The sequence below is a fragment of the Rhodococcus sp. NPDC057135 genome (genome assembly GCF_042670865.1).
Taxonomy (GTDB): Bacteria; Actinomycetota; Actinomycetes; order Mycobacteriales; family Mycobacteriaceae; genus Rhodococcus_F.
Genome location: NZ_JBHUUU010000002.1, coordinates 43,393 through 69,091, shown reverse-complemented (window position 1 = coordinate 69,091; position 25,699 = coordinate 43,393). Strand labels below are relative to the sequence as shown.

The 25,699-nt window shown below is 63.6% G+C and carries 24 protein-coding genes; 12 read left to right on the top strand and 12 right to left on the bottom strand.

From position 1 onward, the window contains the following. Window positions 1–30 precede the first annotated feature (30 nt). The gene (locus ACFT1A_RS03300) at window positions 31–333 is read right to left on the bottom strand and encodes a DUF4193 domain-containing protein (protein WP_003942593.1); all 303 of its coding nucleotides are present in this window, start codon (window positions 331–333) and stop codon (window positions 31–33) included. Window positions 334–844: 511 nt separating this feature from the next. On the opposite strand from ACFT1A_RS03300, the gene cei reads away from it, so the two are divergent. Further along, window positions 845–1,528: an envelope integrity protein Cei gene (gene cei / locus ACFT1A_RS03295; protein ID WP_378445822.1), complete on the top strand. Its 684-nt coding sequence runs from the start codon at window positions 845–847 to the stop codon at window positions 1,526–1,528. Window positions 1,529–1,545: 17 nt separating this feature from the next. On the opposite strand, the gene ACFT1A_RS03290 is transcribed toward cei, so the two are convergent. After that, entirely contained in the window at window positions 1,546–2,424 is an 879-nt protein-coding gene (locus tag ACFT1A_RS03290; RefSeq protein WP_378445821.1) for an inositol monophosphatase family protein, read from the bottom strand. Between the two features lie 170 nt (window positions 2,425–2,594). Here ACFT1A_RS03290 and ppgK point away from each other — a divergent pair, with 170 nt between their 5' ends. After that, a complete protein-coding gene (ppgK, locus tag ACFT1A_RS03285) occupies window positions 2,595–3,362 on the top strand; it encodes a polyphosphate--glucose phosphotransferase (RefSeq protein ID WP_378445820.1) in 768 nt (255 codons plus the stop codon). A gap of 112 nt (window positions 3,363–3,474) precedes the next feature. Next, window positions 3,475–4,899 carry an RNA polymerase sigma factor gene (locus ACFT1A_RS03280; protein WP_370333980.1) on the top strand — a complete coding sequence of 475 codons (1,425 nt, stop codon included), beginning with the start codon at window positions 3,475–3,477 and terminating at the stop codon, window positions 4,897–4,899. A gap of 68 nt (window positions 4,900–4,967) precedes the next feature. Here ACFT1A_RS03280 and ACFT1A_RS03275 read toward each other — a convergent pair whose 3' ends face one another. The 4 genes from ACFT1A_RS03275 to ACFT1A_RS03260 form a co-directional block, all read right to left on the bottom strand. Beyond that, on the bottom strand, window positions 4,968–5,777 hold the full coding sequence (locus ACFT1A_RS03275; protein WP_378445819.1) for a tyrosine-protein phosphatase: 810 nt from the start codon (window positions 5,775–5,777) through the stop codon (window positions 4,968–4,970). 21 nt (window positions 5,778–5,798) lie between these two features. Then, window positions 5,799–6,971, bottom strand: a complete 1,173-nt coding sequence (locus tag ACFT1A_RS03270) for a cation:proton antiporter (RefSeq protein WP_378445818.1) — start codon at window positions 6,969–6,971, stop codon at window positions 5,799–5,801. Between the two features lie 7 nt (window positions 6,972–6,978). Next, window positions 6,979–7,461 (bottom strand): cation:proton antiporter regulatory subunit, encoded by a 483-nt coding sequence (locus ACFT1A_RS03265; RefSeq protein ID WP_021344116.1) that lies wholly within the window; start codon window positions 7,459–7,461, stop codon window positions 6,979–6,981. An 86-nt stretch (window positions 7,462–7,547) separates the two neighbouring features. After that, a complete protein-coding gene (locus tag ACFT1A_RS03260; RefSeq protein ID WP_378445817.1) occupies window positions 7,548–7,925 on the bottom strand; it encodes a DUF952 domain-containing protein in 378 nt (125 codons plus the stop codon). A gap of 234 nt (window positions 7,926–8,159) precedes the next feature. Here ACFT1A_RS03260 and ACFT1A_RS03255 point away from each other — a divergent pair, with 234 nt between their 5' ends. Further along, a complete protein-coding gene (locus ACFT1A_RS03255) occupies window positions 8,160–8,351 on the top strand; it encodes a hypothetical protein (RefSeq protein ID WP_003942643.1) in 192 nt (63 codons plus the stop codon). 108 nt (window positions 8,352–8,459) lie between these two features. Here ACFT1A_RS03255 and ACFT1A_RS03250 read toward each other — a convergent pair whose 3' ends face one another. After that, window positions 8,460–10,238, bottom strand: coding sequence for a DEAD/DEAH box helicase (locus tag ACFT1A_RS03250; protein WP_378445816.1), 1,779 nt, complete (start codon window positions 10,236–10,238; stop codon window positions 8,460–8,462). 256 nt (window positions 10,239–10,494) lie between these two features. Between ACFT1A_RS03250 and ACFT1A_RS03245 the strand changes: the two genes are divergently transcribed. Beyond that, a complete protein-coding gene (locus ACFT1A_RS03245) occupies window positions 10,495–11,772 on the top strand; it encodes a YihY/virulence factor BrkB family protein (RefSeq protein ID WP_378445815.1) in 1,278 nt (425 codons plus the stop codon). Here ACFT1A_RS03245 and ACFT1A_RS03240 read toward each other — a convergent pair. Further along, window positions 11,745–11,981, bottom strand: a complete 237-nt coding sequence (locus ACFT1A_RS03240) for a DUF3039 domain-containing protein (RefSeq protein ID WP_003942602.1) — start codon at window positions 11,979–11,981, stop codon at window positions 11,745–11,747. The two genes, ACFT1A_RS03245 and ACFT1A_RS03240, sit on opposite strands and share 28 nt — an antisense overlap. A gap of 83 nt (window positions 11,982–12,064) precedes the next feature. Here ACFT1A_RS03240 and ACFT1A_RS03235 point away from each other — a divergent pair, with 83 nt between their 5' ends. The 3 genes from ACFT1A_RS03235 (at window position 12,065) to ACFT1A_RS03225 (ending at window position 15,081) form a co-directional block, all read left to right on the top strand. Continuing rightward, window positions 12,065–12,424 carry a DUF3099 domain-containing protein gene (locus tag ACFT1A_RS03235; RefSeq protein ID WP_019748237.1) on the top strand — a complete coding sequence of 120 codons (360 nt, stop codon included), beginning with the start codon at window positions 12,065–12,067 and terminating at the stop codon, window positions 12,422–12,424. A 26-nt stretch (window positions 12,425–12,450) separates the two neighbouring features. After that, on the top strand, window positions 12,451–13,950 hold the full coding sequence (locus ACFT1A_RS03230; RefSeq protein ID WP_378445814.1) for a methyltransferase: 1,500 nt from the start codon (window positions 12,451–12,453) through the stop codon (window positions 13,948–13,950). Between the two features lie 159 nt (window positions 13,951–14,109). Next, complete coding sequence (locus ACFT1A_RS03225; RefSeq protein ID WP_003942639.1) at window positions 14,110–15,081, top strand: sigma-70 family RNA polymerase sigma factor; 972 nt, start codon at window positions 14,110–14,112, stop codon at window positions 15,079–15,081. A 192-nt stretch (window positions 15,082–15,273) separates the two neighbouring features. Here ACFT1A_RS03225 and ACFT1A_RS03220 read toward each other — a convergent pair whose 3' ends face one another. Both ACFT1A_RS03220 and ACFT1A_RS03215 read right to left on the bottom strand, forming a co-directional pair. Beyond that, window positions 15,274–17,985 carry a bifunctional GNAT family N-acetyltransferase/acetate--CoA ligase family protein gene (locus tag ACFT1A_RS03220; protein ID WP_230817181.1) on the bottom strand — a complete coding sequence of 904 codons (2,712 nt, stop codon included), beginning with the start codon at window positions 17,983–17,985 and terminating at the stop codon, window positions 15,274–15,276. Further along, the gene (locus ACFT1A_RS03215; RefSeq protein WP_230817180.1) at window positions 17,978–19,249 is read right to left on the bottom strand and encodes an acetoin utilization protein AcuC; all 1,272 of its coding nucleotides are present in this window, start codon (window positions 19,247–19,249) and stop codon (window positions 17,978–17,980) included. Before ACFT1A_RS03215 ends, ACFT1A_RS03220 begins: the two co-directional genes overlap by 8 nt. Window positions 19,250–19,425: 176 nt before the next feature. Between ACFT1A_RS03215 and ACFT1A_RS03210 the strand changes: the two genes are divergently transcribed. Together ACFT1A_RS03210 and galE are read left to right on the top strand one after the other, a co-directional pair. After that, window positions 19,426–20,112, top strand: a complete 687-nt coding sequence (locus tag ACFT1A_RS03210; protein WP_003942150.1) for a metal-dependent transcriptional regulator — start codon at window positions 19,426–19,428, stop codon at window positions 20,110–20,112. A gap of 11 nt (window positions 20,113–20,123) precedes the next feature. Next, the gene (galE, locus tag ACFT1A_RS03205) at window positions 20,124–21,113 is read left to right on the top strand and encodes a UDP-glucose 4-epimerase GalE (protein WP_378445813.1); all 990 of its coding nucleotides are present in this window, start codon (window positions 20,124–20,126) and stop codon (window positions 21,111–21,113) included. Here galE and ACFT1A_RS03200 read toward each other — a convergent pair. After that, window positions 21,110–22,240, bottom strand: coding sequence for a DUF4192 domain-containing protein (locus tag ACFT1A_RS03200; RefSeq protein WP_378445812.1), 1,131 nt, complete (start codon window positions 22,238–22,240; stop codon window positions 21,110–21,112). The two genes, galE and ACFT1A_RS03200, sit on opposite strands and share 4 nt — an antisense overlap. Before the next feature lie 155 nt (window positions 22,241–22,395). Beyond that, on the bottom strand, window positions 22,396–23,151 hold the full coding sequence (locus ACFT1A_RS03195; protein ID WP_378445811.1) for a sensor domain-containing protein: 756 nt from the start codon (window positions 23,149–23,151) through the stop codon (window positions 22,396–22,398). 361 nt (window positions 23,152–23,512) lie between these two features. On the opposite strand from ACFT1A_RS03195, the gene ACFT1A_RS03190 reads away from it, so the two are divergent. Next, window positions 23,513–24,472: a proteasome assembly chaperone family protein gene (locus ACFT1A_RS03190; RefSeq protein WP_378445810.1), complete on the top strand. Its 960-nt coding sequence runs from the start codon at window positions 23,513–23,515 to the stop codon at window positions 24,470–24,472. Window positions 24,473–24,653: 181 nt separating this feature from the next. Beyond that, a complete protein-coding gene (locus tag ACFT1A_RS03185) occupies window positions 24,654–25,691 on the top strand; it encodes an alpha/beta fold hydrolase (RefSeq protein WP_019748230.1) in 1,038 nt (345 codons plus the stop codon). Window positions 25,692–25,699: the final 8 nt, after the last annotated feature.

Genomic DNA, 25,699 nt, shown 5'->3' with positions numbered 1-25,699 from the left:
AGCTGACGGGTCGACCACCGGGAAGGGAGATCAGGCAGCGCAGTCCATGCATACGAGCTGTCCGTTGGCATCACTGGCCAGGCGGCTGCGGTGATGGACCAGGAAGCAGCTCGAACACGTGAACTCGTCTGCCTGCTTCGGAACCACTCGAACCGAGAGTTCCTCGCCGGAAAGGTCGGCACCCGGCAGCTCGAAGGACTCCGCGGTGTCCGTCTCGTCGATGTCGACGACGGCTGACTGCGCTTCGTTGCGTCGCGCCTTCAGCTCTTCGAGCGAGTCCTCCGAAACCTCGTCGGACTCTGTACGCCTCGGTGCGTCGTAGTCAGTTGCCATCTCGTCTACCCCATCCTCTTCGTGTATCCCGGTCCCGTGTGCGCCGAGAATCCGGTAGATCCTTGATGCGCATGGAAACCGCCGTGGCATCCAGATCATTCCCTGTCGCTGCATAACGCTGCAGGACTGGAATTAGTGCCCGGAAGTTCCTTCCGAGAACGTGATCTGCGCCTCATTTGGTTGTCATTTCGGCGTCCTGCCGATGCCCAGTTGAACGACCTGGGCCGCCAGACAGTAGCCGACGCGAGCACGAAAGTAGTAACCGAATCGGAAATTTCCGAAAAATGACTACGAATTGTCACCAAGGCAAGAGCAAGCTGTGACCTTTCGGCGATGTTTTCGGGCCGAATCCGGGTAGAAACAGCCCGGTAGTCGACCACAGCTCGACGCGTCGAGCCGCGCTTCGGCTGTGTCGTCACCCACGCCCTCTAAGGTAGGCACCGAACGTCATGCCGGCGCCGCTCGGCCCGATGGCGAAGTACAAGTTTCGTCAAGAAAGTCGAGGGATACCGTGGTTTCTCTGATCACCGAAGGCAGCTCTACCGACGACCAGGGACGTCCGTTCCGCCGTCGGCGCGCGTGGCCGGTGATCGCCGTGTTCGCGGTACTCGCATTGATCGGCAGTGTCTTGTGGGTCCGAATCCTGAGCGCCGAGGCAGAAGTCAGTGACACCGTGGCGTGCAATCTTCCGCAGCCTTCCTCCGATCCTTCGGCAGCGGCGCCGCTACCGCTGGGAACCGTCGTGGACCGGTCGAAGCTGCTCGACGTCGATCCCGCTCCCCTGGCCGCCACCAAGGTTCGCGTGTTCAACGCCAACGGTGAGCACGGGCAGGCCGCCCAGGTGGCAGCGCAACTGAGCGAGTTCGGCTTCGCCAGCGCGCCGGACGTCCAGGTCGGAAACGACCCCGTCTACGTCGACCAGAACATGGAGTGCCAGGGTCAGATCCGCTTCGGAGCGAACGGCCTCGCGGCCGCCAGTTCCGTGTGGCTGGTCGCCCCCTGTGCCGAACTGGTCCAGGACGGCCGCGGCGACGACACCGTCGACTTGGCTCTGGGCACCTACAACAAGGGCGCCCTGACGCCCAACACCGACGCCACCGCGATCCTGCACGCTCTGGCCGAGCAGCCCGCGAACGCCGAAGTCGCCCCGATGGACATCGCACTGCTCAAAGCAGCCCGCACCGCGCGCTGCTGACAAATCTTGGTTCGACCTCAGCTCGGAATCGGCTGATCCGCGCCACTCGCGCTGAGCATCTGCGCGAACTGATCCGCGATCGCCGGAGCCACGGCGTAGACGACATAGCCGTCGGCCGAAGTGGAATTGGGCGACGGGACGCTGATCACGGCGCCCGCTTCGGAAGCGATCAGAGAGCCCGCTGCCCAGTCCCACGGACTCAGTCCGTGCTCGAAGTGAGCGTCGACCCGGCCGGTGGCAACCATGCACAGATCCAACGCAGCCGAACCGATACGTCGGATGTCTCGGACCTGCGGCAGGATCTGCCCGATCAACGTGCCCTGCACCTTCCGGCGATCCGCTCCGTATCCGAAGCCGGTGGCCAACAGCGCCATTGACAGTTCGGTCACCGCGTTGGCCTGCAGTTCACTGACGACGCCGTCGGCTGTGGACATGCTTGCGCCGCCGCCCCGATGCGCGGCGTACGTGGTTTCCAACGACACGTCGACGACAGCGCCGGCTACCGAGACCCCGTCGATCTGTACGGCCACCGAGATGGCGAACGCGGGGATTCCGTAGAGAAAATTCACGGTGCCGTCGATGGGGTCGACAACCCATCGAACTCCCGCGGCATCGTCGGTGTCTCCCCCACCTTCCTCACCTAAGATCGAATCTGCAGGCCGCAGTTGCGCCAGAAGGTCGCGAATCACCTGTTCGGTTTCGGTATCGACCACCGTGACGGGATCGGTGGGCGTGCTCTTCGCAGCAACCGAACCACCTTCGGCGGCACCGGAACCCACCAGGCCGAATACCTCGGGCCGACGCAAGCGGACGTGTTCGGCCGCGCGTTCGGCGACGGCTACGGCAACTGCCCGCAATTGTGCGGGGTCCAGCGAATCGGCGGAAAAGTCGGGCAACGTTCTTTCTGAAGGGCGCACCGGACCATCGCAACACATCTGCACCGAGGGGCACCACTCGAACGCCTCGAGTCGGACAGGTTCGAGAGCACGCGCCCGGGTGCCCGTTCGGGTTAGTGTTTGCAGCGGTAGATCGTGACCTCGAATTCGACACTCAGGAGCGCAGGACGATGACAACCACAGGTTTCGGGATCGATGTCGGCGGCAGCGGCGTCAAGGGCGGCACGATCGACCTGAGCACCGGGGAAATGATCGGTGACCGCATCAAGATCCTGACCCCGCAGCCTTCGACGCCCGACGCGATCGCGGGCACTGTCGCCGAAATCGTCGAGCAGGCCAAGTGGACCGGTCCGGTCGGCATCACCTTGCCCGCGGTTGTGACCGCCGGCGTCGCGCGCAGTGCCGCGAACATCGACAAGTCGTGGATCGACACAGACGCGGCAGCACTCTTCGGCAAGGCACTGGGTGGGCGCGAGGTCACCGTCCTCAACGACGCCGACGCTGCCGGAATCGCCGAGGACTCGTTCGGAGCGGGCAAGGATACCTCCGGCGTCGTGATCTTGTTGACCTTCGGTACCGGAATCGGATCGGCCGTGCTGCACAACGGAGTTCTGTTGCCCAACACGGAGTTCGGTCACCTCGAAGTCGACGGCAAGGAAGCCGAGCACCGAGCGGCGTCGTCGGTGAAGGAAAAGAAGGACTGGAGCTACAAGGAGTGGGCCGTCGAGGTCTCGCGAGTTCTGACCACCTTCGAGAACCTGCTCTGGCCCGACCTCTTCATCGCCGGCGGCGGTATCAGCCGCAAGCACGAGAAGTGGATTCCGCATCTGACCAACCGCACGAAGGTCGTCCCTGCCACGCTTCTCAACACTGCAGGAATTGCCGGAGCTGCGCTCGCGTCGGTCGGACTGACCAGGCCGGCGCCCGTCGCCGGATGAGAAAACCCGCACGTGAAAAGCGGAAAATCTACCTGTTACGGCCCGCCGTGACGTAAGAGTTTCCTGAGAGTCGTTACAATGGTGAAGTCCGGCTGCGCGCCGGCCAACAACCATTGACCTCTCCGCCGGATCACCACTCTGGCGTGACGCCGCACGACACCGTCACGAAAGGGCGTACGTGGCAGCCACCGATACACGTCAGACTGCTGATTCTCCATCAGAGTCAGAGCCACAATCTCCAGCCGTGGAGGCGGCCACCGTCACCGCTCCGGCAGCCAAGAAGGCTCCGGCGAAAAAGGCCCCCGCCAAGAAGGCAGCAGCAAAGAAGGCTCCGGCCAAGAAAGCTCCCGCCAAGAAGGCAGCAGCAAAGAAGGCCAGCCCCAAGAAGGCAGGCGATCCTGACGCCGAAGACGGCGATGTCGAGTTGGAAGACATCGACATCACGGACGGCGACCTTGCCGAGGTCGAGTCCGATGTCGTCGAGGTCGTAGCAGTCGGCGAAGACGAAGAAACCGCTGCGGAACCGTCCGAGAAGGACAAGGCTTCCGGCGACTTCGTCTGGGACGAAGAAGAGTCCGAGGCCCTCCGTCAGGCACGCAAGGACGCCGAACTGACGGCGTCCGCCGACTCGGTTCGCGCCTACCTCAAGCAGATCGGCAAGGTCGCACTCCTCAACGCCGAAGAGGAAGTCGAACTGGCCAAGCGCATCGAGGCCGGCCTCTACGCCGTCCAGATCATGCAGGATCTTGCCGACAAGGGCGAGAAGCTGCCTGCGGCTCAGCGACGTGACATGAGCTGGATCTGCCGCGACGGAAACCGCGCCAAGAACCACCTCCTCGAAGCCAACCTCCGACTCGTCGTCTCGCTCGCAAAGCGATACACGGGCCGCGGCATGGCCTTCCTCGACCTCATCCAGGAAGGCAACCTGGGCCTGATCCGTGCAGTCGAGAAGTTCGACTACACCAAGGGCTACAAGTTCTCGACCTACGCCACGTGGTGGATCCGTCAGGCCATTACCCGCGCCATGGCCGACCAGGCCCGCACCATCCGTATCCCGGTGCACATGGTCGAGGTCATCAACAAGCTCGGCCGTATCCAGCGTGAGCTGCTCCAGGACCTGGGCCGCGAGCCCACGCCCGAGGAACTCGCCAAGGAAATGGACATCACGCCGGAGAAGGTGCTGGAAATCCAGCAGTACGCGCGTGAGCCCATCTCGCTCGACCAGACCATCGGCGACGAGGGCGACAGCCAACTCGGTGACTTCATCGAAGACTCCGAAGCTGTTGTCGCAGTCGACGCCGTCTCGTTCACCTTGCTGCAGGATCAGCTGCAGTCGGTCCTCGAGACGCTGTCCGAGCGCGAAGCAGGCGTGGTTCGCCTGCGCTTCGGCCTCACCGACGGTCAGCCGAGGACTTTAGACGAAATCGGACAGGTCTACGGCGTCACGCGTGAGCGTATCCGCCAGATCGAATCGAAGACGATGTCGAAACTGCGCCACCCGTCGCGTTCGCAGGTTCTGCGCGACTACCTCGACTAGTCACACCAGTCAAGAGAAAAGAGCCGTTCTCCGGGTTTCCGGAGAACGGCTCTTTTGCGCGCCCCGCCTCAGACCAAGAGTGTGTCCCTGAGTTGTGCGATATCGCCCTCACTCAAGTGCAAGCCGTCCCGGACGTAGTTGTCGAAGTTGCCGTACGCCCGATCCACCGTGGCGAAAGACGTGTCCAGCCAAGACTGTTCGACGCCGTCGATGAACGCGCTCCCCGTTCGAGGTCCGGTGAGGTACTGGTTGCTGAGCATGTAGTCGGCGTTCACGTCCGTGCGGCTCACGCCGAGGAGTGTCAGGAGTACTGCGGTCATCCAGCCGGTCCGGTCCTTGCCCGCCGAGCAGTGGTAGAGGACTGCCCCGTCGGTGTTCGCGACGTTCGCGAGAGCGTCGCGGAATGCGCGGCTCGCCCCCGGATCGGTCACCATCAACGCGTACATCGTGGGCATGTCCACCAGAGCCGGGAGGTTGGCCGGATTGGTTCCGATGACGTCGAACCAGTTGCTTCGTGCCCCCTCCGGAATGCGGTCCTGCGAGAGCGTACGTTCGACGACGGTGCGGAAGTCGTCCACCGATTCCACTCCGCGTTCGCTCAACGACGACAGATCCGACGGTGTCAGCTTGTCGAGGGCGTTCGAGCGAAACACTTTCCCCCACCGAACCGTGTGCCCGTCCTCGGTGACGTAGCCGCCGATGTCCCGCGCGTTCGACGCTCCCTCGAGGTGCAGCGATCGGTCCGCGGTAGCCTGCGCAGCTGCGGGTCCGGCCTGTTCGAGTGCGGGAATTCCACCGGCGAGTGCCGGGACCGGAACACACGCGAGGATCGCCGCACACAGGAGTGTCGCGGCCGGGCGGGCAATTCTGTTCGACATCCGGACAGAATAGGACCGCAATCAGGACTTCGTACGAACCTTGATGTACAACGAGGCAACCGGTTCGATAACTCTTGCCGCCACCGGACCGATCACCGCCATCAGGAGTACGTAAGCCGTTGCCAATGCCGCCAATTCGGCGTCGACCGCACCGGCGGACACTGCGAGCCCGGCGATGATGATGGAGAACTCACCGCGGGCGATCAGAGCAGCACCGGCGCGCGCCTGGCCCATTCGCGCGACACCCTGACGTCTGGCTGCCCACGCCCCGGTGATCAGCTTCGTGATCGCGGTGACGACGGCCAGGATCGCGGCCCACCCGAGGACCGGCGGAATGGAACTGGGATCGGTGTTGAGACCGAACACCACGAAGAACATCGCGGCGAACAGATCCCGCAGTGGCTCGAGCACGCGACTGGCGTTGTGTGCGGTCGAACCGGAGATCGCGATTCCGAGGAGGAACGCACCCACAGCGGCCGACACCTGCATCGCCGAGCTGATACCGGCAACCAACAGCGCGGCACCGAGCAGTTTGAGCAGCAGCGTCTCACTGTCCGGGCTGTCGAGGAGCGCCGAAACGTACCTTCCGTATCGCAGTGCCACAACCAGAACCACGGTGATGACCAACAACGAGATGCCGACCGCTTCGAGTCCACCCAAGAAGCTGACGCCCGCGAGCATTGCGGTCAGAATCGGCAAGTACAGCGCCATTGCCAGATCTTCGAACACCAGAATCGACAGGACGACCGGCGTTTCGCGGTTACCGAGGCGCCCCAGGTCGCTGAGCACCTTGGCGATGATGCCCGAAGACGAGATGTAGGTGACGCCGGCCATGACCGTCGCCCCCACAATGCCCCAGCCGAGAATCAAGCCGACGACCGCGCCGGGAGTCGCGTTGAGAACGATGTCGACGATGCCCGCTACTCGCGAGCGTTTGAGACCGGTCACGAGTTCGGCCGCGGTGTATTCGAGCCCCAACAGCAACAAGAGCAGGACGATCCCGATCTCACTGGCCAGATGAGAGAACTCGCCGATGTCCCCGAGCTGGATGAAACCGCCCTGCCCGAAGCACAGGCCGCCGATCAGGTAGAACGGGATCGGCGACATCCCGACGCGAGCAGCCAGCCGTCCGAGCAGTCCGAGCGCGAAGAAGACCGCGCCGAGTTCGATCAGTGCAAGGGTGGTTGTGTCCACGCGCCAGTCAGCCGTTGGCCAAGATTTTTGCCGCTGCGGCCAAACCGTCCGGCGTTCCGACTGCGACGAGAAGATCTCCCCCGGTGAAGGTGAAGTCGGGGTTCGGGGACGGGCTCACCTGTCCTGCGCGCATGACGGCGACGATGGAGACTCCGGTACGCGTGCGCATGCCGGTGTCCCCGAGGGTCTGCCCGTCGTAGCGCGAGCCGTCCTTGATGTAGAGCTGTTTGGTTCGAATTCCCGGAAGGTCGCGGTGCTCTTCTTCGAGCTGGGCAACGAGCTGTGGGGCACCCAGGAGATTGCTGAGCGCTGCCGCTTCCTCGGTGGTCAGAGGCAGCGAGGCAGCACACGCGTCAGGGTCGTCTGCCTTGGACACGATGAGATCGGTATGACCGTCCCGATGGGTGACGACACCCACGCGACGACCGGAAGACAGAACAAAATCCTTGCGCGTCCCGATCCCCGGTAGTGGGGTGACTTCTACGTTCATATACCAACGGTAGCGCCGATCGGCGACCTGCATCGCGTGAGGGCCGTAATCCGCTTGGCGCCGTTTGCGGCGGGCGTACCGGTGACCTACCGAACCGGCGGAAATACGCCGTTCTCGTCCGGAAAATACTCGACGACAGCGGTGACGGCAGCGACCGGAATCGGGGCGTACAGATGCGGGAAACGCATCGATTCCGGGTCCGAGGGAACACCGGGTTCGTACTTCACCTGACCACCGAGCAAGGCCGGATCGATCGCGAGAAGGACAATGTCGTCGCGGCCGGCGAAGATCCGATTCGCCGGGAGATGAACCTGCGCCGGCGTCGACATGTGAACAAATCCCTCGGCCTCGAATCCGTCGGGGATGCGTTCACCGAACTGTTGTGCCCGCGCCCATTCCTCGCGCGTGCACATGTGGAGCAACTCGACGCTCTCGTCGATACGTGGTTCGCGTCCCGGGTTCATCAGCCCAGAATATCGGGCTGACGTCGACGATTCGAATCAGCTGTCAGCGAACAATCTTCACCGAAGAATGCCTGCCCAGCGCATTTCCAGTGAGACACAACACTAAGAAACGGGTTCGGGAACAACCCGTAAACCCCAAACGTCTGTAAGAGTGGATCTACCGCGCCATTCCGACGCGGCGGACCAGGCCCCAGGCACGCGGCCCGAATGCCGCAAAGCCAGTACGGAGGAGTCATGCCCGGAACACTGACCAGCCCACAGTTGACCGCTGCCGACCGGTGCGACCGGTGCGGTGCCGGAGCACGCGTACGCGCCGTGCTTCCCACCGGCGGCGAGCTTCTCTTCTGCGGACACCACGCAACCGAACACGCGGATCGACTTCGCGAGATGAATGCCGTCGTCTCCGAAAGCGAACCCGCAATCTGACCTGTCAGCCGGGGGTGGCCTCTTCACGAGGCGCGCCATGAACGCCAGAACGGGCGATCACAATCACTGTGATCGCCCGTTCTGCCGTTCTGGGGCCGGTATCAGCTGCTACCAGCTGCGTAGGATCGCGATGCGCTCGGTCAGCTGATCGACGGTCGCGATGGCCGTCGGCGGGCCGCCGCACACCCGGCGCAGTTCCGCGTGAATGATGCCGTGGGGCTTACCGGTGCGGTGAACGTTCATCGCCACCAACCCGTTCAACTCCTTGCGGAGCGCACCGAGTTGATCTGCCGTCGCCGCTCGATCGGATACCACTGCCGCAGTGGGTTGCGGGGCGGCGGCCTTGGCCGAGTTGGCCTCGACCTGCGTCTGCTGACGTTGACGCAGCAGCGCCCGCATCTGATCGGCGTCGAGTAGGCCGGGGAGTCCGAGATAGTCGGCTTCCTCGTCAGTTCCGGCGAATGTCGCGGTACCGAAGGATGATCCGTCGTAGATCACCTGGTCGAGCTCGGCGTCGGCACCCAGGGACGTGAACGCCTTCTCCTCCTCGCCCAGTTCGTCCTTCTGCTTGTTCGCATCGGCGAGCAGGTCGTCTTCGAGGCCGTCCTTCTCACGATGCGGCTTCCCGAGTACGTGATCCCGCTGAGCCTCGAGCTGTGCGGCAAGGTCGAGGAGCACCGGTACCGAAGGCAGGAAGACGCTGGCAGTCTCGCCCTTGCGACGCGAACGCACGAAGCGCCCGATCGCCTGAGCGAAGTACAGCGGGGTCGACGCGCTTGTCGCGTACACACCGACAGCCAGTCGGGGAACGTCGACGCCCTCGGACACCATCCGGACCGCGACCATCCATTTCTGGTCGCTTGCACCGAATTCGGCGATTCGCTTGGAAGCGGTGGGGTCGTCGGACAGCACGACGGCCGGCTGTTCGCCGGTGATCGCGGCGAGCGCCTTCGCATACTCGCGGGCCACTGTCTGGTCGGTCGCGATGACAAGTCCACCCGCATCGGGCATACCGGTACTGCGCAGCTGCGCCAAACGGGTGTCTGCTGCGTGCAGCACGGCAGGAATCCAGTCCCCGGCAGGGTCCAAGGCCGTCCGCCAGGCCCGAGTCGTCTGCTCGGCGCTCAGCGGCTCGCCGAGCCTGGCGGTGAATTCCTCACCCGCGTTGTTGCGCCACCGCGCTTCGCCCGAGTAGGCGAGAAACACGACGGGTCGAACCACGCCATCCTTGAGCGCATCCGAATATCCGTAGGAGTGATCGGCTTTCGAGCGGAGCAGACCTTCCTTGTCCGGCTCGTATTCGACAAAAGGAATGGCGCTGTCGTCACTGCGGAACGGGGTTCCGGTCAGCGCGAGCCGCCTGGTCGCGTCGCCGAAAGCCTCACGAATGGCGTCGCCCCAGCTTTTCGCGTCGCCGCCGTGGTGGATCTCGTCGAGGATTACCAGCGTCTTGCGGCCTTCGGTGCGCACACGGTGCTTCGACGGGTGCGAAGCAACCTGGGCGTAGGTCAGCACGACTCCGTGATAGTCACGCGAGGTCTGGCCGGTCGAGTTGGAGAACCGCGAGTCCAATGCCAGGCCGGAGCGCTGAGCGGACTCGGCCCACTGGTGCTTGAGGTGCTCGGTCGGAGCGACGACGGTGATCTGGTCGACCGTCCGGTCGCGGAGCAATTCCGAAGCTACTCGCAGAGCGAAGGTGGTCTTACCTGCTCCTGGCGTTGCGACCGCCAGGAAGTCACGGGGACTGCTGGAAAGGTATTTGGTCAGTGCACGGCGCTGCCATGCACGAAGGGAACCGGTAGGGGCGCCAGGCTGGGTTCCCGCGGATTGGGCTCCGGCGGGTTCGGTCGAATTGCCGAGTTCGGCTGCCACGGTCTCAGACGTCATAGGCCGCGCCTCCACTGGAATCGCACTGTTGTCTCGCGCTCCTCGAATTTTCATCAATGTCCGGCGACGAGCCTAGCCGCCGCCACCGACGAAAGCCGCACTCGAAGCGCGTACTCATGGCCGTTCTCACTCCGGCCGGCGAGCTTTCACTGCTCTCGCATCCTGCCGACCTGCACGCGAATTGTCTCAGAAATGTGCGACACGTCGGCGCCATGGTTGGGCAACCGGGTGTGTCGTCAGGGATGCTGGAGACATCATGAGTGAAGTGCGAGGCGAGAAGTCGAGCGGAAGTGATCTGCACCACCGCAGATGGCATCCGCTACGCCGCACCGGGCAGTTGATCGGTCGCACGCTGAGCAAGGCCTGGGACGATTCCATCTTCGGAAAGGCGGCTACGGCCGCGTTCTGGCAAACGCTGTCACTGGCTCCCCTGCTGCTCGGCCTTCTCGGAATGATCGGCTACATCGGTGGATGGTTCGGACCGAACACCGTCGAGATCATCGAATCCAAGATCGTCACGTTCAGCGGGACGATCTTCAGCGAAAGCGTCGTCGACCAGATCATCCGTCCGACCGTCACCGACGTCCTGCAGCGCGGACGACCGGAAATCATCTCGGTCGGCTTCCTGCTCTCCCTGTGGGCGGGATCGTCGGCGATCAGTACGTTCGTCGACTCGATCGTGGAAGCACACGGTCAGCAAGATGCGCGCAATCCCATCTGGCAGCGCATCTTCGCTCTGCTGCTCTACGTCATGTTCCTGGTGATGGCGGTGTTCATCCTGCCGTTGGTAGCTCTCGGACCGACGCTCGTGGGGCGAGCACTGCCCGCCTCCTGGTACGAAGTGGGATCGAATCTGGTCGACACCTTCTACTACCCCGCGGTCGGCCTGCTCGTGATCATCGGCCTCACGACGCTCTACAAGGTCGCTCTGCCGAAGTCGCTGCCGTGGCATCGACTCCTCGCCGGCGCGCTGGTCGCCGGTGTGTTCTTCATGGCCGCCAGCACCGGATTGCGCTGGTACCTGGGATTTGTCACCAGCACCGGCTACACGTACGGCGCGCTGGCAACGCCGATCGCATTTCTGCTCTTCACCTTCTTCCTCGGTTTTGCCGTCGTGCTCGGCGCCGAGTTCAACGCGACGGTGCAGGAATTCTGGCCGGCTCGTGCCACCCGGATGGAGCAGATGCGAGAGTGGCTCGCCTCTCAGAGCACCGACGACGCCACGGGCCCGGTCGCCAACCTGACCTGGCACCTGGCCACCAGCCCGATCCGCATCTCGGGCGACAAAGCGGATCCGGCCACGGTTCCCTCGTACGGACGGCCGCGCAGCAGACAAACGGAGGGCAATCAAACGGCGAGCAATCAAACGGAGTCGCGCCGGAACTCCTGCAACGACCAAGATCCTTGCCGTAAGCCGGACACAGACGCGAAGAGCCCGGCGTCCGACTGCGTCGAGGCTGTCGATCCGCCGAGCTCTGGAAGTACTGCCGCTCGCGTGACCCGAGGTCAGTCGCCCTTACGGAGTCCTTCGTAAATCTTCTTGCAGTCCGGGCACACCGGTGATCCGGGCTTGGCGGACTTCGTCACGGGAAACACCTCACCGCAAAGCGCGACGACATGGGTGCCCATGACGGCGCTCTCGGCGATCTTGTTCTTCTTCACGTAGTGGAAGAACTTCGGGGTGTCGTCGTCGGTCGTTTCGTCGGTGGAGACGTCGGGACGTTCCTTGGTTTGAGTGCTCACCCCTCCAATAATGCCGTCTCCGTCACAGCGGTGCGACCTACGGGTCGTGTGCAATTGTCGGCCGAGAGTGGAACAGTGGAGTCATGGCACGAAATGGCGCGTTCGGCAGGTCCGACGAGGCCGGGACTCCCGACAATCCCGTACTGATCACCGAAGCGCAGAAGTCCGTCGAAGAACAGCACAAAGCCCGAGTGCGCAAGTACATGATCATCATGTCCTTCCGGTTCCCGGCGTTGATCCTCGCGGCGATCGCGTACGGCATCTGGGCCAACGCCTGGATCTCGATGCTCATCATCGGTGCATCCATCCCGCTTCCCTGGATCGCCGTCCTGATCGCCAACGACCGACCACCGCGCACCAAGGACGAGCCGAGTCGATACGACGGGCGAAAGAAGACCGCAGGCGAGATCGAATCCGCGACGCACCACACCATCGAAGGCTGACACGTTCCGCCTGCGAGAATGACCGGGTGAGAAGCGAAACGCTCCTGTCCATCACCCCTGCGCTGCGTGAGGCTCTGCTTCGCAATCGATTCGACACCGGAACCATGCTCGACGCATTGGGGCCCGAAGTTCACGCCGCCCTCGGCCGTAGTGAGCCGGTACCTGTCCGCCGCGCCAGCCTCGAACACGGGGATCTGGGTGTTCTCATCAGACTGTTCCTTCTCGCCGATGACTGCCCCGCGGCCGATGTCGCAGCAGCGCTGGCTCCGTTGACAATGGCGCAGTGCGTCGACGCCGGTCTGCTTGAAGGTGAGAACTTCGACAGTGAGAACCCGCTGGTGCGGGCCGCAGTCGATCTTCGCCCCATCGACGTCGGCGACGGCGATCGTTGGGTGATCTCGGATCTCGACGGCGGAATCCGCCCGAAGAAGGCCACAGCCGATCACGTGCTCGGTGTCGGCCATGCATCGCTGTCCTTGTTGCAGGCGACGCCCACCGCGAGGGTCGGCAGCGTGCTCGACCTCGGCACGGGATGCGGCATCCAAGCCCTGCACGCGAACACGTATGCCGATTCGGTGACGGCAACAGACATCAATCAACGCGCGGTCGATCTGACGGCCGCGACGATGGCGCTCAACGGACTCGACGTCGAACTCCTTCAAGGGTCCTGGTTCGAACCCGTCGAGGGTCGAACCTTCGACCAGGTGGTCGCCAATCCCCCGTTTGTCGTCGGCGAGGCACGCGTGCATCACACGTACCGCGATTCCGGCCTCGATCTCGACGGTGCGAGCGAATTGATGATCTCCCGCTCGATCGACTACCTGAACCCCGGCGGCACGGCAGCACTGTTGGCGTCGTGGGTGCACATCGAAGGGCAGGACTGGCGTTCGCGGATCGCGTCGTGGCTGCCGACGCACGGAGTCGATGCCTGGGTCGTGCAGCGCGACGTGGCGGATCCGGCTCTGTACGTCGGAACGTGGCTCAAGGACGGCGGGCAGGATCCACGGGACCCGGAAACGGCGTCCAGGGCGAACGCCTGGCTTGACCACCTCGAAGAAGCCGACGTCGAAGGCGTCGGATTCGGGTTCGTCTTCCTCCGTCGCACCGACTTCCCCACCGATCTGATGGCCGAGGACCTCATGCACGGCTTCTCGGACCCACTCGGGGCCGAGTCGTCGGCGTACTTCGATCGTCTTGCCTGGTTGCGTGAACACGACGTCCTCGAGGAACGATTCGTCCTCGATCCGGACACGGCTCTCGAACGCGTCTACCTCCCCGGTGACGAAGGATGGCAGCAAGTAGTCACGCGCGTACATCGCGGCAACGGCCCGCATTGGCAACACGAGATCGACGAACTCGGTGCTGCGCTGCTCGCCGGGCTCCGAGCGGACGGATTAGTGGTCGACGAACTGGTGGAACTTCTCGCCGCTGCGAACGGCGAAGACCCTGACCAACTACGTGAGGCCGTCGTCACACTGCTGGTCTCGCTGGTCCGTCACGGGTTGGTGCTTCCCGTCACGAATTGAGTTCCCGGCGAGTTGCAGATTTTTGTGTTCTCAGCAACTTCTCAGGACGACTGGGAAATAACTGCAGGTCACGGCGATTTAGCGGAAATCGGCGCGGGAACTTTCCCGGAACTCTCACACGTTGAACTGTGTGAGAGACCGCCGATAGGGAGGCAAGTCATGACAAGCCCCAGCACCACTACTCGCATTCGTCCGAGCGCCGCAGATCTGGACGCCCAGAGCCCGGCCGCAGACCTGGTCCGCGTCTACCTGAACGGGATCGGTCGTACCGCACTGCTGACAGCAGCAGACGAGGTCGAACTGGCGAAGCGAATCGAAGCGGGGCTGTACGCCAGCCACGTTCTTGCCACGGGAAAGCGCCTGACAGTCGCCAAGAAGAGGGATCTCGCAACGATCGTTCGCGAGGGACAGTCGGCGCGCAGCCACCTCCTGGAAGCGAACCTGCGACTCGTCGTCTCGCTGGCCAAGCGCTACACCGGCCGCGGCATGCCGCTCCTCGATCTCATTCAAGAAGGCAACCTCGGACTCATCCGTGCCATGGAGAAGTTCGACTACGCCAAGGGCTTCAAGTTCTCGACGTACGCCACCTGGTGGATCCGTCAGGCGATCACCCGCGGAATGGCTGATCAGAGCCGCACCATCCGGCTCCCAGTCCACCTCGTGGAGCAGGTCAACAAGCTCGCCCGCATCAAGCGCGAACTGCACCAGCAGCTCGGGCGCGAAGCGACGGACGACGAGTTGGCCGAAGAGTCGGGCATCCCGGCGCACAAGATCGCCGACCTGCTCGACCACAGCCGCGACCCGGTAAGCCTCGACATGCCGGTCGGCAACGACGAAGAAGCGCCCTTGGGCGATTTCATCGAAGATTCCGAGGCGACCTCGGCTGAGAACGCCGTCATCGCCGGTCTGCTTCACAGCGATGTGCGCAGCGTGCTCGGAACTCTCGACGAGCGTGAACAGCAGGTCATCCGGCTCCGCTACGGTCTCGACGACGGCCAGCCCCGCACCCTCGATCAGATCGGCAAGCTCTTCGGTCTCTCGCGCGAGCGGGTTCGTCAGATCGAGCGTGAGGTCATGGGCAAGCTCCGTGTCGGTGATCGCGCCGAGAAACTGCGGTCATACGCCAGCTGATAACGCTGCCGTCTGATCGAACGCTGCCGTCTGATCGAACACAGCACGTGCGTCGGCGCGCCACACCGCTCGCGCTGACGCACCGCACAGAGCACCGGCCACCGCTATTTCCCTCCCCCTCGGGAAATGTGCGGTGGCCGGTGTTGTTCGCTGCGTCTGTCGCAAACGCTGTATCTACCGCAACCGCTGTATTTACCGCAACCGCCTGGGCCCCAGGTCGATTGCGCTCGGTTCAGGTCCGATTCGGACGCGTGAATCGGTGATCTCCGCTCCCGTGGCCGAAGCGAGTACCGGCTCGCAGGCCAGTTCGCGGACTTCCGGAAGGTCGTCGGCCAGCGCCGAGATGCGCTGAACCAGATCCACCAACGCACCCTTGTTGACCGGAACGGCGTTGCGATATCCGGACAGAAGCGGTGCTGCCTTGGGTGCGTCGATCAATTCCGTTGCAGCGTCCTCGGTGAGTGGCAGCACGCGATACGCACGGTCGCCGAGGAGGTCCGAGATCACACCGGCGAGCCCGAACGAGATCAGCGAGCCGAAGGACGGGTCGTCCTGGACACCGACCACACATCCGATGCCCTTGGTCGCCATTTTCTGCACGTGCAGCAGCGGTTCACCGGACGCGGCCGCAAGGTCGCGGTATGCGAGGCGCACAGATTCCGGTCCACTCAGGTCCAGCCTGACGCCGCCCAGATCCGGTCGGTGACGCCACATTTCGCCGGTTGCCTTGACCGCGACCGGATAACCGACCGCATCCGCTGCCTCTACCGCTTCGTCTTCGCTCAGGACCGAACGGAATTCGACGACGGCGACGCCGTAGCACTCGAGGAGAGCCGCCGCTTCCACATCCGAAAGCCAACGACCAGGAGAGTTTTCAAGCCAATCGGCCACCATCTTCTGGGCTCGTTCGGAGTCGATTCCCACGGGGCGGACAACCTTCGACGCAGGCTTGCTGCGCCACTCCGCGTAACGCCAAGCCCTCGCCAACGCCAGGGCGGCGCGCTCTGGCCCCGGGTAGGAAGGCACCGAACCGCGGGTCGGGTTACCGACTTCGTCACGGACCGCCAGGACGTCCGGCACACCCTCGGCCGCGAGGAACGTCGTGAGAATCGGCTTGTCCGACCCGGCCACCGCGTCTTTGAGCGCTTTCGCGAACGGCTCGACCGGTATGGCAACGGGAGGAACGAAGACGGCGATGACGGCATCGACGTCGAACGACGCCAACGCGTCGCGCACGGCCGTGGCGAACAGTTCCGGGCTCGCCTGTGCGCCGAGGTCGACCGGGTCGCTGACCTGCAAACCTTCACTGCGGGCGGCGTCCGCGGCAAGGACACCGAGCGCGGTCGAGTTGCCGATGACGGCAAGCCGTGGACCGGCCGGCAACGGCTGATATCCGAAGAGCAGCGCACAGTCGAACAACTGTGAGATGGAGCCCACCTGGATGACGCCGGCCTGTTCGAAGAGGGCGCGGACGATCGAATCGTCGATCTCGACTCCGGTGGCCGCAAGCACTGGCGGAACCGCGTGCCGACCGCTCTTGACCGCGACGATCGGCTTCTTCCGCGCAACTCGACGGGCGATGCGGGAGAACTTTCGGGGGTTGCCGAAGCTCTCCAGGTAGAGAAGTACCACTTCGGTGGACTGGTCGGAATCCCAGTACTGCAGAAGGTCGTTGCCCGAGACATCCGCACGGTTACCGGCGGAAACGAAGGCGGACAATCCGATTCGGCTGCGCGCGGCTTCGTCGAGAATGGCGATACCGAGCGCGCCGGACTGACAGAAGAAGCCCACGTTGCCTGCCACCGGCAAAACCGGCGCGAGCGTCGCATTCAACGAAATCGCCGGGTCGTTGTTCGCGACGCCCAGCGCATTCGGGCCGATGAGCCGCATTCCGTGGGCGCGGGCCGCGTGGACCAGTTTGCGTTCGGACGAACGCCCGTCCGGACCACTCTCACTGAAGCCGGACGAGACGACCACCAGCGCTTTGACGCCCTTGTCGAGGCAGTCGTCGAGTACCGAATTGATCGATTCCGCAGGAACCGCCACGACAGCCAGGTCGACGTCGTCGGGGATGTCACGAACCGTCGGGTACGCCCGCACCCCGTGCACCGACCGATGCTCGGCATTGACGGGGTAAACAGGTCCGGTGAATCCGCCGCGCAGCAGGTTGGTCAACACCGCGTTACCCACCTTGGCAGGGTCCGCCGATGCGCCGATCACGGCCACCGATCGTGGGCTGAGTACGTTACCCATGCTGCGTGCTTCGGCTGCCCGCTCCCGCGAATTACGTACCGAAACAAGCGCTTCCGTCGGGTCGATCGCAAATTCGAGTCGCAGTACGCCGCCGTCGAACGAGCGACTCACCTGGTACCCGGCCTCACGGAAGACCGTCACCATGTTGCGGTTCTCGGAGAGGACTTCGGCGACGAACATCGTCAGACCGTTCTCGGCCGCTGCTGCTGCCAGGTATTCGAGCAGGATCGGTCCGAGGCCGCGCCCCTGGTGTGCGTCGGCGACGACAAAGGCGACCTCGGCAGACTTGCCGTCCCCTACGTCGAGGAGTCGCTCGTATCGTCCGACCGCAATGATCTCGTCGCCGAGCATCATCACGAACGCGACGCGATTGTGGTGGTCGACGGTCGTGAAATTCTTGACGTCGCGCGCCGACATCGTGGGGTACGGGCCGAAGTACCGCAGGTAACGCGTGCGCTCGGAGAGTTTGCCGTGGAATTCGACGAGCTTGTCCGCGTCCTCGGGAACGATGGGTCGCAGCGCCACAGCACCTCCGTCGGAAGCGAGGACGTCGACTACCCACGAATGCGGATAGGTGTGGGCGGGATCGGTCGCGGGAGCCTCACCGCTCGTTCCGGCTCCGGCTGCTTCGGTATCGGACTGTTCAGTCACGGGGATCCTCCGGGTCGAGTCCGAGTAGCGGGAACGAAGCGCGGCGCGTCGCGATGATCGCCGAGTCGATGCGGGTGAGCGCACGGTCCACCGAGGCGACACCTGTCTCCGGTGTACCACCCGGGCCGTCCCACGGCGTGTAAGCGACGTCGCCGCCGTCACCCATGGTCGGCGGGAGGTCGACGCTCGGCGCACGAAGTTTCGTCGAGTCCTTCCAGTCTTCGGGGACAGCTGTGTCGACGTCGATCTCGCGATCGAGCGCGGCCGCGATCAGGTGGGTCCAGGCTCTCGGCACGACGCGAACCAGTCCGTATCCCCCGCCGCCGACCGCCAGCCACCGTCCCTCGGAGTAACGGTCGGCGAGGTCGCGCATCGCCAGGAACGCGGCACGCTGACCGTCGACGGTAAGGGCGAGGTCCGCGAGCGGGTCCTCGCGGTGCGAATCCACCCCGCACTGACTGATGATGATCTGCGGGCGGAAGGCTGCAATGGCACCCGGGACGACGGCGTGAAAAGCGCGCAGCCACAACGCGTCGACGGTCCCGGGCAGCACCGGGATGTTCACCGCTGTACCTTCGGCCGCGCCGTCGCCGACTTCGCTCGACCACCCGGTGTTGGGCCACAACGTTGCCGGATGCTGGTGCAGCGAGACCGTGAGTACTCGGGGGTCCCCGAGGAACGCATGTTGCACACCGTCGCCGTGGTGCGCGTCGACGTCGATGTAGGCGATGCGGTCGTAACCGTTGTCGAGCAGCCACGAAATCGCCACAGCCGCATCGTTGTAGACGCAGAATCCCGAAGCCCAATCCGCCATCGCATGGTGCATGCCGCCGCCGATGCTGACCGCGCGGCGGGTACGTCCCGAAGCGATTTCCTGCGCTGCGGCCAACGAGCCGCCGGCGAGGATCGCACTTGCTTCGTGCATGTGCGGGAACACGGGGTTGTCCTCGGTACCCAACCCGTGGGGAACATCCTGGCCGCTCACACCGTTGTTCGCAGAGTTACCCGCGTCTTTGACCGCTGCAAGATATGCCGGTGTGTGGATTCTGAGGAGGTCGGCATCGGACGCGGCGCTCGGTTCGAGAAACTCGATGCCCTCGAGAAGTCCGAGGCTTCGCGAGAGCGCCATCGTGAGATCCAGACGGGTGGGATTCATCGGGTGATCGGCGCTCCACCGATAGCTCAGGTACTCCGGACTCCACACCACGACTCGATTCGCTCGAGACGCCGCGGGGTCCCCGTCAGATCTGATCGACGCGGTCATGGGATCACGCTACTTCCTTCTCGTTTCGTGCCGCACACCACACTCGTGGCCCGCTACGGAGACCGAGATCGAGTGACACGAATCCATTTCGGGCATGCGCTGGACTCGCCGCAGTGGAGGCGGCACCGGAACCACGAACTGAACGGTAGAATGATCAACTGACGAAGGGGTTGAGTGTGAAGGATCTAGTCGACACCACGGAGATGTATCTCCGGACGATCTACGACTTGGAAGAAGAGGGCGTAGTCCCACTCCGGGCGCGGATCGCCGAACGGCTCGAACAGAGCGGACCCACCGTCAGCCAGACAGTTGCGCGTATGGAGCGCGACGGCTTGCTGATGGTCGCCGGCGATCGACATCTGGAACTCACCGACAAGGGTCGCGATCTCGCGATCTCTGTCATGCGTAAGCACCGGTTGGCAGAGCGCCTGCTGGTGGACGTCATCGGTCTCAAATGGGAAGACGTACATGCCGAGGCATGCCGTTGGGAGCACGTGATGAGCGAGGAGGTCGAGCGTCGGCTCGTCGTCGTTCTGAACAACCCCACGACGTCGCCCTACGGCAACCCGATTCCGGGGTTGGACCAGTTGGGACTCGACGGCCCGGTTGCCACCACCGAAACGTTGGTGCGCCTGACCGATATTCCGCACGGCGCACAGACAGCTGTGGTCGTTCGGCGACTCGCCGAGCACGTGCAGTCCGATCCCGAGGTGATCGCGCAGCTGCGTGACGCCGGCGTCGTTCCCGACGCCAGGGTGACGGTCGAAACCCGTCCGGGCTCGGTGACCATCATCGTGCCGGGTCACAGCGGATTCGACCTGTCCGAGGAAATGGCTCACGCCGTTCAGGTCAAGCAGGTCTGAGGAAGTATTAGATGAAACTCCTGGTCACCGGCGGCGCCGGTTACGTCGGCAGTGTGTGCAGCACTGTGTTGCTCGAGCGTGGGCACGAAGTTGTCGTCATCGACGACCTCTCCACCGGAAATGCCGACGCGGTGCCTGCCGGTGCCGAGTTCATCGAAGGGGACGTGGGGGCTCTGGCTGCCGAGGTCCTCGGTAGTGCGGGCTCACCGGTTTTCGACGGCGTACTTCACTTCGCGGCGCAGTCGCTGGTCGGCGAATCGGTACTGCACCCCGAAAAGTACTGGCGCGGAAACGTCGTCACGACCATCGAGTTGCTCGAGGCGATCCGTATCTCCGGTACTCCCCGCCTCGTGTTCTCCTCCACCGCCGCAACGTACGGCGAACCGGAGCAGTCCCCGATCGTGGAGACCGCTCCGACCCGCCCTACCAATCCGTACGGCGCGACAAAGCTCGCGATCGATCATGCGATCACCTCGTACTCGATCGCTCACGGCCTCGGCGCGACCAGCTTGCGCTACTTCAACGTCGCGGGCGCATACAAGTCCGCCGGCGAGAACCGGGTGATCGAAACCCACCTGATTCCGCTCGTCCTGCAAGTCGCGCTCGAGCAGCGTGACAAGATCTCGGTCTTCGGAACCGACTGGCCCACGCCGGACGGAACCGCAGTACGCGACTACATCCACGTGCTGGACCTCGCCGAAGCGCATCTCCTGGCTCTCGAATCCTCGGTTCCCGGCGAGCACCGCATCTACAACCTCGGAAGTGGTGCGGGCTTCAGCGTGCGCGAGGTGATCGCTGCCTGTGCGCGGGTCACCGGCCTGCCGATCAACGTCGAAGACGCGTCACGACGCCTGGGTGATCCGGCCGTACTGATCGCGTCGAGCGACAAGGCGATTGCCGAGTTGGGTTGGACGCCCACGCGTACCGATCTCGATGTCATCGTCGCCGATGCATGGCAGTTCCTCCAGGATCTGGGCGACCGCTCGCACGCAGCTCGCTAGCCTCCACTCGGCAGTGCCGGCGGTAAGCCGCCGATTCCGAGCGATTCCCCGATGGACAATCCGACGGCCGCGAGGTCGCGGATCCCGTCGGGGCGCACGCCGGATTGAAGGGATAAATCCAGCAATCCGGCCAAGGTGTGTTCCGAATCGGCCGAAAGTGCGGCCGACAGTGCAACACCTGCCAGAGGACCGTCTCCGCGCACGTATGCGAAGAACCCGAGAAGTGTTGCTGGCCAAGCCCGTTCGGGAGAAGGCACTTCATGAGTGAGTACGAGCCACAATTGCTCGGCGGCTGCCGCAACTGACGTGATCGCCAGACCCAACACCACGTCACGCACGTGAACATTCGTCAAAGCCACCACCAGATCTGCGCATTCCTGCGGGTCCGGGTAAGAGCCAGCCTCCGCACGGCGGACATGTTCCAACACCAGGTCGACCCGGCGCTGGACTGCGGCATCACCGCCTGATCCCCCGCCGTACGCACTCGATTCTCTTCCGCCGGCGATCAGTCGCGCAATCGTCTCGTGATTGCGGCCGGCACCGTGTACCCAGTGGACCAGTTCCTCACGCGAACTGCGAATGACCCTCCCTCCCAACACCTGTGCCGCCGCGACCGGCGAGGATGCCGGGTCAGGCACGGTGCCACGGTGAATCGAACGCATGACGCTCGCCCATGTTTGACCGGATTCTATTGCGGCCGTGCATAATACGTCGGCCAGCTCGACACAGGTTCCGGCGAGTATGTCTTCGAATACCTCGGCCAGCTCGATGGTTTCGTCGAGAAGAGTTTCACCGGTCGAACAATCGGTGATCACCACGAGGACGACTGCACGCGCACCCTCCCCGGCGCACACGGCGGCGAACTGGCGCAGCGCCGCACTCATCTGCCGCGCAGGCTTACCCCCGGCGCTGGGAAAGTAGTCGTGTCGCATCACCGGGCCGAGCGTCGACGCGGAGCTGCCCGTCAGCGACAGCGCAACAACAGAGTTGGACGGATGAAATCCCAGGAGTGCGGGTATTGCCGCGATCAATTCCCCTGGATCGGAGACGCGTTCGACGCATCCGAGAAGGGCGGCAAGATCGTCGTCGGAGAATTCGAATTCTCCCGGAAGAGGTGATGTTGTCATGCACAGACCGTCGCTGATCACCCCGACCCGGCGCTCTGCTCGACCAGGGAAAACACCTGCCTCGAAGTTATCTGTGGATTACCGCTTTTGTTGGGGACCAAGTACCGCGCCGCACCGAACAGTTCCGCTCCTTGTCGGACCTGTGTGCTGCGAAATCACTTACCTGTTTTGACCTTCTGTACGGCTGCCGTGAACGCTTGATCCAACGGTGCTGTCGACGGTGTCGCAGAACCGAACGTCATCAGTGTTGTCGCCACCCGTACGTCGCCGACCTGCGCGATCAAGGTCAGCATCGTCTGATCGCCGGCTGCGGCTTTGGGGGAAACGACTGTGCGGCGAAGTGACATCGTCTTGTCGGCATCGATCGGCGAGGGCGGAAGAATTTCCGTAGTCACAGTTGTGGTGACACCGTTCGCGGTAACTGTCATGGACGGGCACTGCCGAGTTTGCGCTTCCAACTCGCCCAGTGGTGCGTCGACCTTCGTGAGTTCGACCGAAATGGTCGCCCTCGTCGCGTTGTCGGTCCCGACCGCCATCACGGTCCCGTTCGGCCCGTAGTCCTGTTCCGGTGGCTCACATTCGGATGGATCGACGGTGGCACCGCGCGGGACGCCGACAAGATCCGGCGCTGCCATCGGAACGGCCTGCGGCGGCAGCACGACGGCATCGAACGGTGTGGGAAATTCCGCCGGAGTGAGAAGCAATTCCGACAGCGATGCCGCTGTTTTCGGAGTAGAAGATTTGGGGGCCGATGTCTTGGGCGCGGCCGTCGTACTCGGCCCCTCGGAGCCGCTGTCGGTCGCACCGGCTGTTGCGGGCGCGGAGTCCGGGACGGGTGCACCTTGTACCGATCCGGAGCAGCCCGCGAGCAGTGCGGCGGCGGCCACGGCCGCAAACGAACATGCTGCCACTCGCCTGGACGATCGTGGACACACTCGCATGTAAGCCTCCGCACTCGACCTCGACCGATCCGGACAATCAACCGGTCCATTTCGGACAAATCGGCCGCGCCGACCTTGTGTTCCACTCTGCCATGCCCGAAGCCGCGCACCGGACATCTGCCGAACGCCCAGGCCAAGTGTCGAAAGATACCGCTCGCCTTCGCTCTCGGCGAACGCCCGTCTCGTCGGATCGGGAATGATCGGTCACCGACTCGGTGTTCTTACCGATGAACGTCTGATCCAGTGCTGTCGGGCACCTGACTCCGATGCTGTCGAGCGTGCGCCGATAGTGGACACTTGAGATCAAGACCGAAGAGCGAAGGGGACTGCGATGGACGAACAGTCGAGGATGTACGAGCTGGAATTCCCGGCGCCCCAACTGGCGGCTGCCGACGGCCAGGGACCGATCCTGATTCACGGACTCGAGGGTTACTCCGACGCCGGCCATGCCGTGAAATTGGCAACAACTCATCTGCGGGAAAGCCTGGAAACCGAACTTGTCGCGTCGTTTGCTGTCGACGAGCTGATCGACTACCGCTCGCGTCGACCGACAATGACTTTCAAGGCCGATCACTTCTCCGACTACGACGCACCGGCCCTCAATCTGTACGCATTGCGCGATACGACCGGCACGCCGTTTCTGCTGCTCGCCGGCATGGAACCGGACCTCAAGTGGGAACGCTTCACCACGGCCGTTCGCTTGCTGTCCGAACAGCTCGGTGTACGTCGAACCATCGGCCTCAATGCCATTCCGATGGCGATTCCCCACACCCGGCCGCTGGGCGTGACAGCACATTCGACCAACAAGGACCTCATCCAGGACCATCAGCGCTGGTCCGGTGAACTGCAGGTTCCCGGTAGCGCGTCGTCCCTGCTCGAGCTTCGTATGTCTCAGCACGGCCACGAGGCGATGGGCTTCTCGGTTCACGTGCCCCACTACCTCGCGCAGACCGACTACCCGGGCGCAGCAGAGACTTTGCTCGAAAACGTTTCCGAGGTTTCGGATCTGGAACTTCCCCTGGCGGCTTTGGGTGAGGCCGCGGCACGCGTTCGGGAACAGGTTAACGAGCACATCGCTGGGAACGAAGAAGTTCAGACTGTAGTCCACGCTTTGGAGCGGCAATACGACACTTTTGTCGCCGCTCAGGAACAACAGTCGTCACTTCTGGCCGGCGAAGCCGACCTGCCGAGCGGCGACGAGATCGGCGCAGAGTTCGAAAAGTTCCTGGCCGAACAGGCCGGAAACGACGATTTCGGCTCAGCTGGAGACGCCGATCGGGGCGACAACTGACCAAAACGTGACGGGTGGAGCGCATAATTCGACATTGTGCGCATTCCGCAACCCCTCCGTTACCTGGGCTGTTGTTCAGGACACATCCGTCGGATAGCCTCGAACTCTGTGAGATTTTCGTTGACGGCTCAACAACTGGAGCAGACAGTCAACGTGGTCTCACGCTGAGCCAGGAGGCGACATGAGCAGACCACGGAACCGTCAGCTCCGACCGGTCCCCGACGAGGAACCGCGGATGATGTTCCGGACCATTCACGGCTACCGACGCGCATTTCGGATAGCCGGAGAGGGCCCGGCAGTACTGCTCCTGCACGGAATCGGCGACAACTCGTCGACGTGGACCGAGATCATTCCCCACCTCGCCAAGAAGTACACCGTCATCGCGCCTGACCTGTTGGGTCACGGCCGCTCCGACAAGCCGCGCGCCGACTATTCGGTAGCCGCGTACGCCAACGGCATGCGTGATCTTCTGTCGACGCTCGGTATCGAGCACGTCACCGTCATCGGGCATTCGCTTGGTGGCGGCGTAGCGATGCAGTTCTCGTACCAGTTCCCGCACATGGTCGATCGCCTCGTGTTGGTGTCGGCCGGTGGTGTCACCAAGGATGTTCACCCGCTGCTGCGGCTCATGTCCGTTCCGGTGGTCAACGAGGTCGTCAAACTGCTTCGGATTCCCGGCGCGATGCCGCTCGTCCGGATGGCCGGAAACCTTGCCGGTGTCGTCCACGGTTCGAATCTGCGCCCCGGCACCATGCTGCACGACACTCCGGACCTGATTCGAGTGCTCGCTGATCTCCCCGACCCCACTGCCTACGAGGCCTATCTTCGTACTCTGCGGGCAGTCGTGGACTGGCGCGGACAGGTCGTCACGATGCTCGACCGCTGTTATCTGACCGAGAATCTGCCGGTTCAACTGATCTGGGGCGACGACGACTCCGTCATTCCCGTCTCCCACGCTCACCTCGCGCACGCGGCGATGCCGAACTCACGTCTCGAAATCTTCCGCGGCTCGGGACACTTCCCGTTCCGCGACGATCCGATGCGTTTCCTGCAGATCGTCGAAGATTTCCTTTCCAGCACAGCGCCGCTCGTTTTCGACGAGGCCCGCTGGCGTCACATGCTGATCTCCGGCGTCGGCGAGAACACCATCACCGGAACGTCGTCCACCCGCATGGCAGTGCTCGACGCCATGGGCTCGGACGAGCGAAGCGCAACGTGATCCGCGGT

What these genes read in the sequence shown, in the direction of transcription:
- ACFT1A_RS03300 (WP_003942593.1), bottom strand. Translation starts at nt 333, where the DNA reads ATGGCAACTGACTACGACGCACCGAGGCGTACAGAGTCCGACGAGGTT.
- ppgK (WP_378445820.1), top strand. Translation starts at nt 2,595, where the DNA reads ATGACAACCACAGGTTTCGGGATCGATGTCGGCGGCAGCGGCGTCAAG.
- ACFT1A_RS03275 (WP_378445819.1), bottom strand. Translation starts at nt 5,777, where the DNA reads ATGTCGAACAGAATTGCCCGCCCGGCCGCGACACTCCTGTGTGCGGCG.
- ACFT1A_RS03265 (WP_021344116.1), bottom strand. Translation starts at nt 7,461, where the DNA reads ATGAACGTAGAAGTCACCCCACTACCGGGGATCGGGACGCGCAAGGAT.
- ACFT1A_RS03260 (WP_378445817.1), bottom strand. Translation starts at nt 7,925, where the DNA reads ATGAACCCGGGACGCGAACCACGTATCGACGAGAGCGTCGAGTTGCTC.
- ACFT1A_RS03255 (WP_003942643.1), top strand. Translation starts at nt 8,160, where the DNA reads ATGCCCGGAACACTGACCAGCCCACAGTTGACCGCTGCCGACCGGTGC.
- ACFT1A_RS03250 (WP_378445816.1), bottom strand. Translation starts at nt 10,238, where the DNA reads ATGACGTCTGAGACCGTGGCAGCCGAACTCGGCAATTCGACCGAACCC.
- ACFT1A_RS03245 (WP_378445815.1), top strand. Translation starts at nt 10,495, where the DNA reads ATGAGTGAAGTGCGAGGCGAGAAGTCGAGCGGAAGTGATCTGCACCAC.
- ACFT1A_RS03235 (WP_019748237.1), top strand. Translation starts at nt 12,065, where the DNA reads ATGGCACGAAATGGCGCGTTCGGCAGGTCCGACGAGGCCGGGACTCCC.
- ACFT1A_RS03225 (WP_003942639.1), top strand. Translation starts at nt 14,110, where the DNA reads ATGACAAGCCCCAGCACCACTACTCGCATTCGTCCGAGCGCCGCAGAT.
- ACFT1A_RS03215 (WP_230817180.1), bottom strand. Translation starts at nt 19,249, where the DNA reads ATGACCGCGTCGATCAGATCTGACGGGGACCCCGCGGCGTCTCGAGCG.
- galE (WP_378445813.1), top strand. Translation starts at nt 20,124, where the DNA reads ATGAAACTCCTGGTCACCGGCGGCGCCGGTTACGTCGGCAGTGTGTGC.
- ACFT1A_RS03200 (WP_378445812.1), bottom strand. Translation starts at nt 22,240, where the DNA reads ATGACAACATCACCTCTTCCGGGAGAATTCGAATTCTCCGACGACGAT.
- ACFT1A_RS03190 (WP_378445810.1), top strand. Translation starts at nt 23,513, where the DNA reads ATGGACGAACAGTCGAGGATGTACGAGCTGGAATTCCCGGCGCCCCAA.
- ACFT1A_RS03185 (WP_019748230.1), top strand. Translation starts at nt 24,654, where the DNA reads ATGAGCAGACCACGGAACCGTCAGCTCCGACCGGTCCCCGACGAGGAA.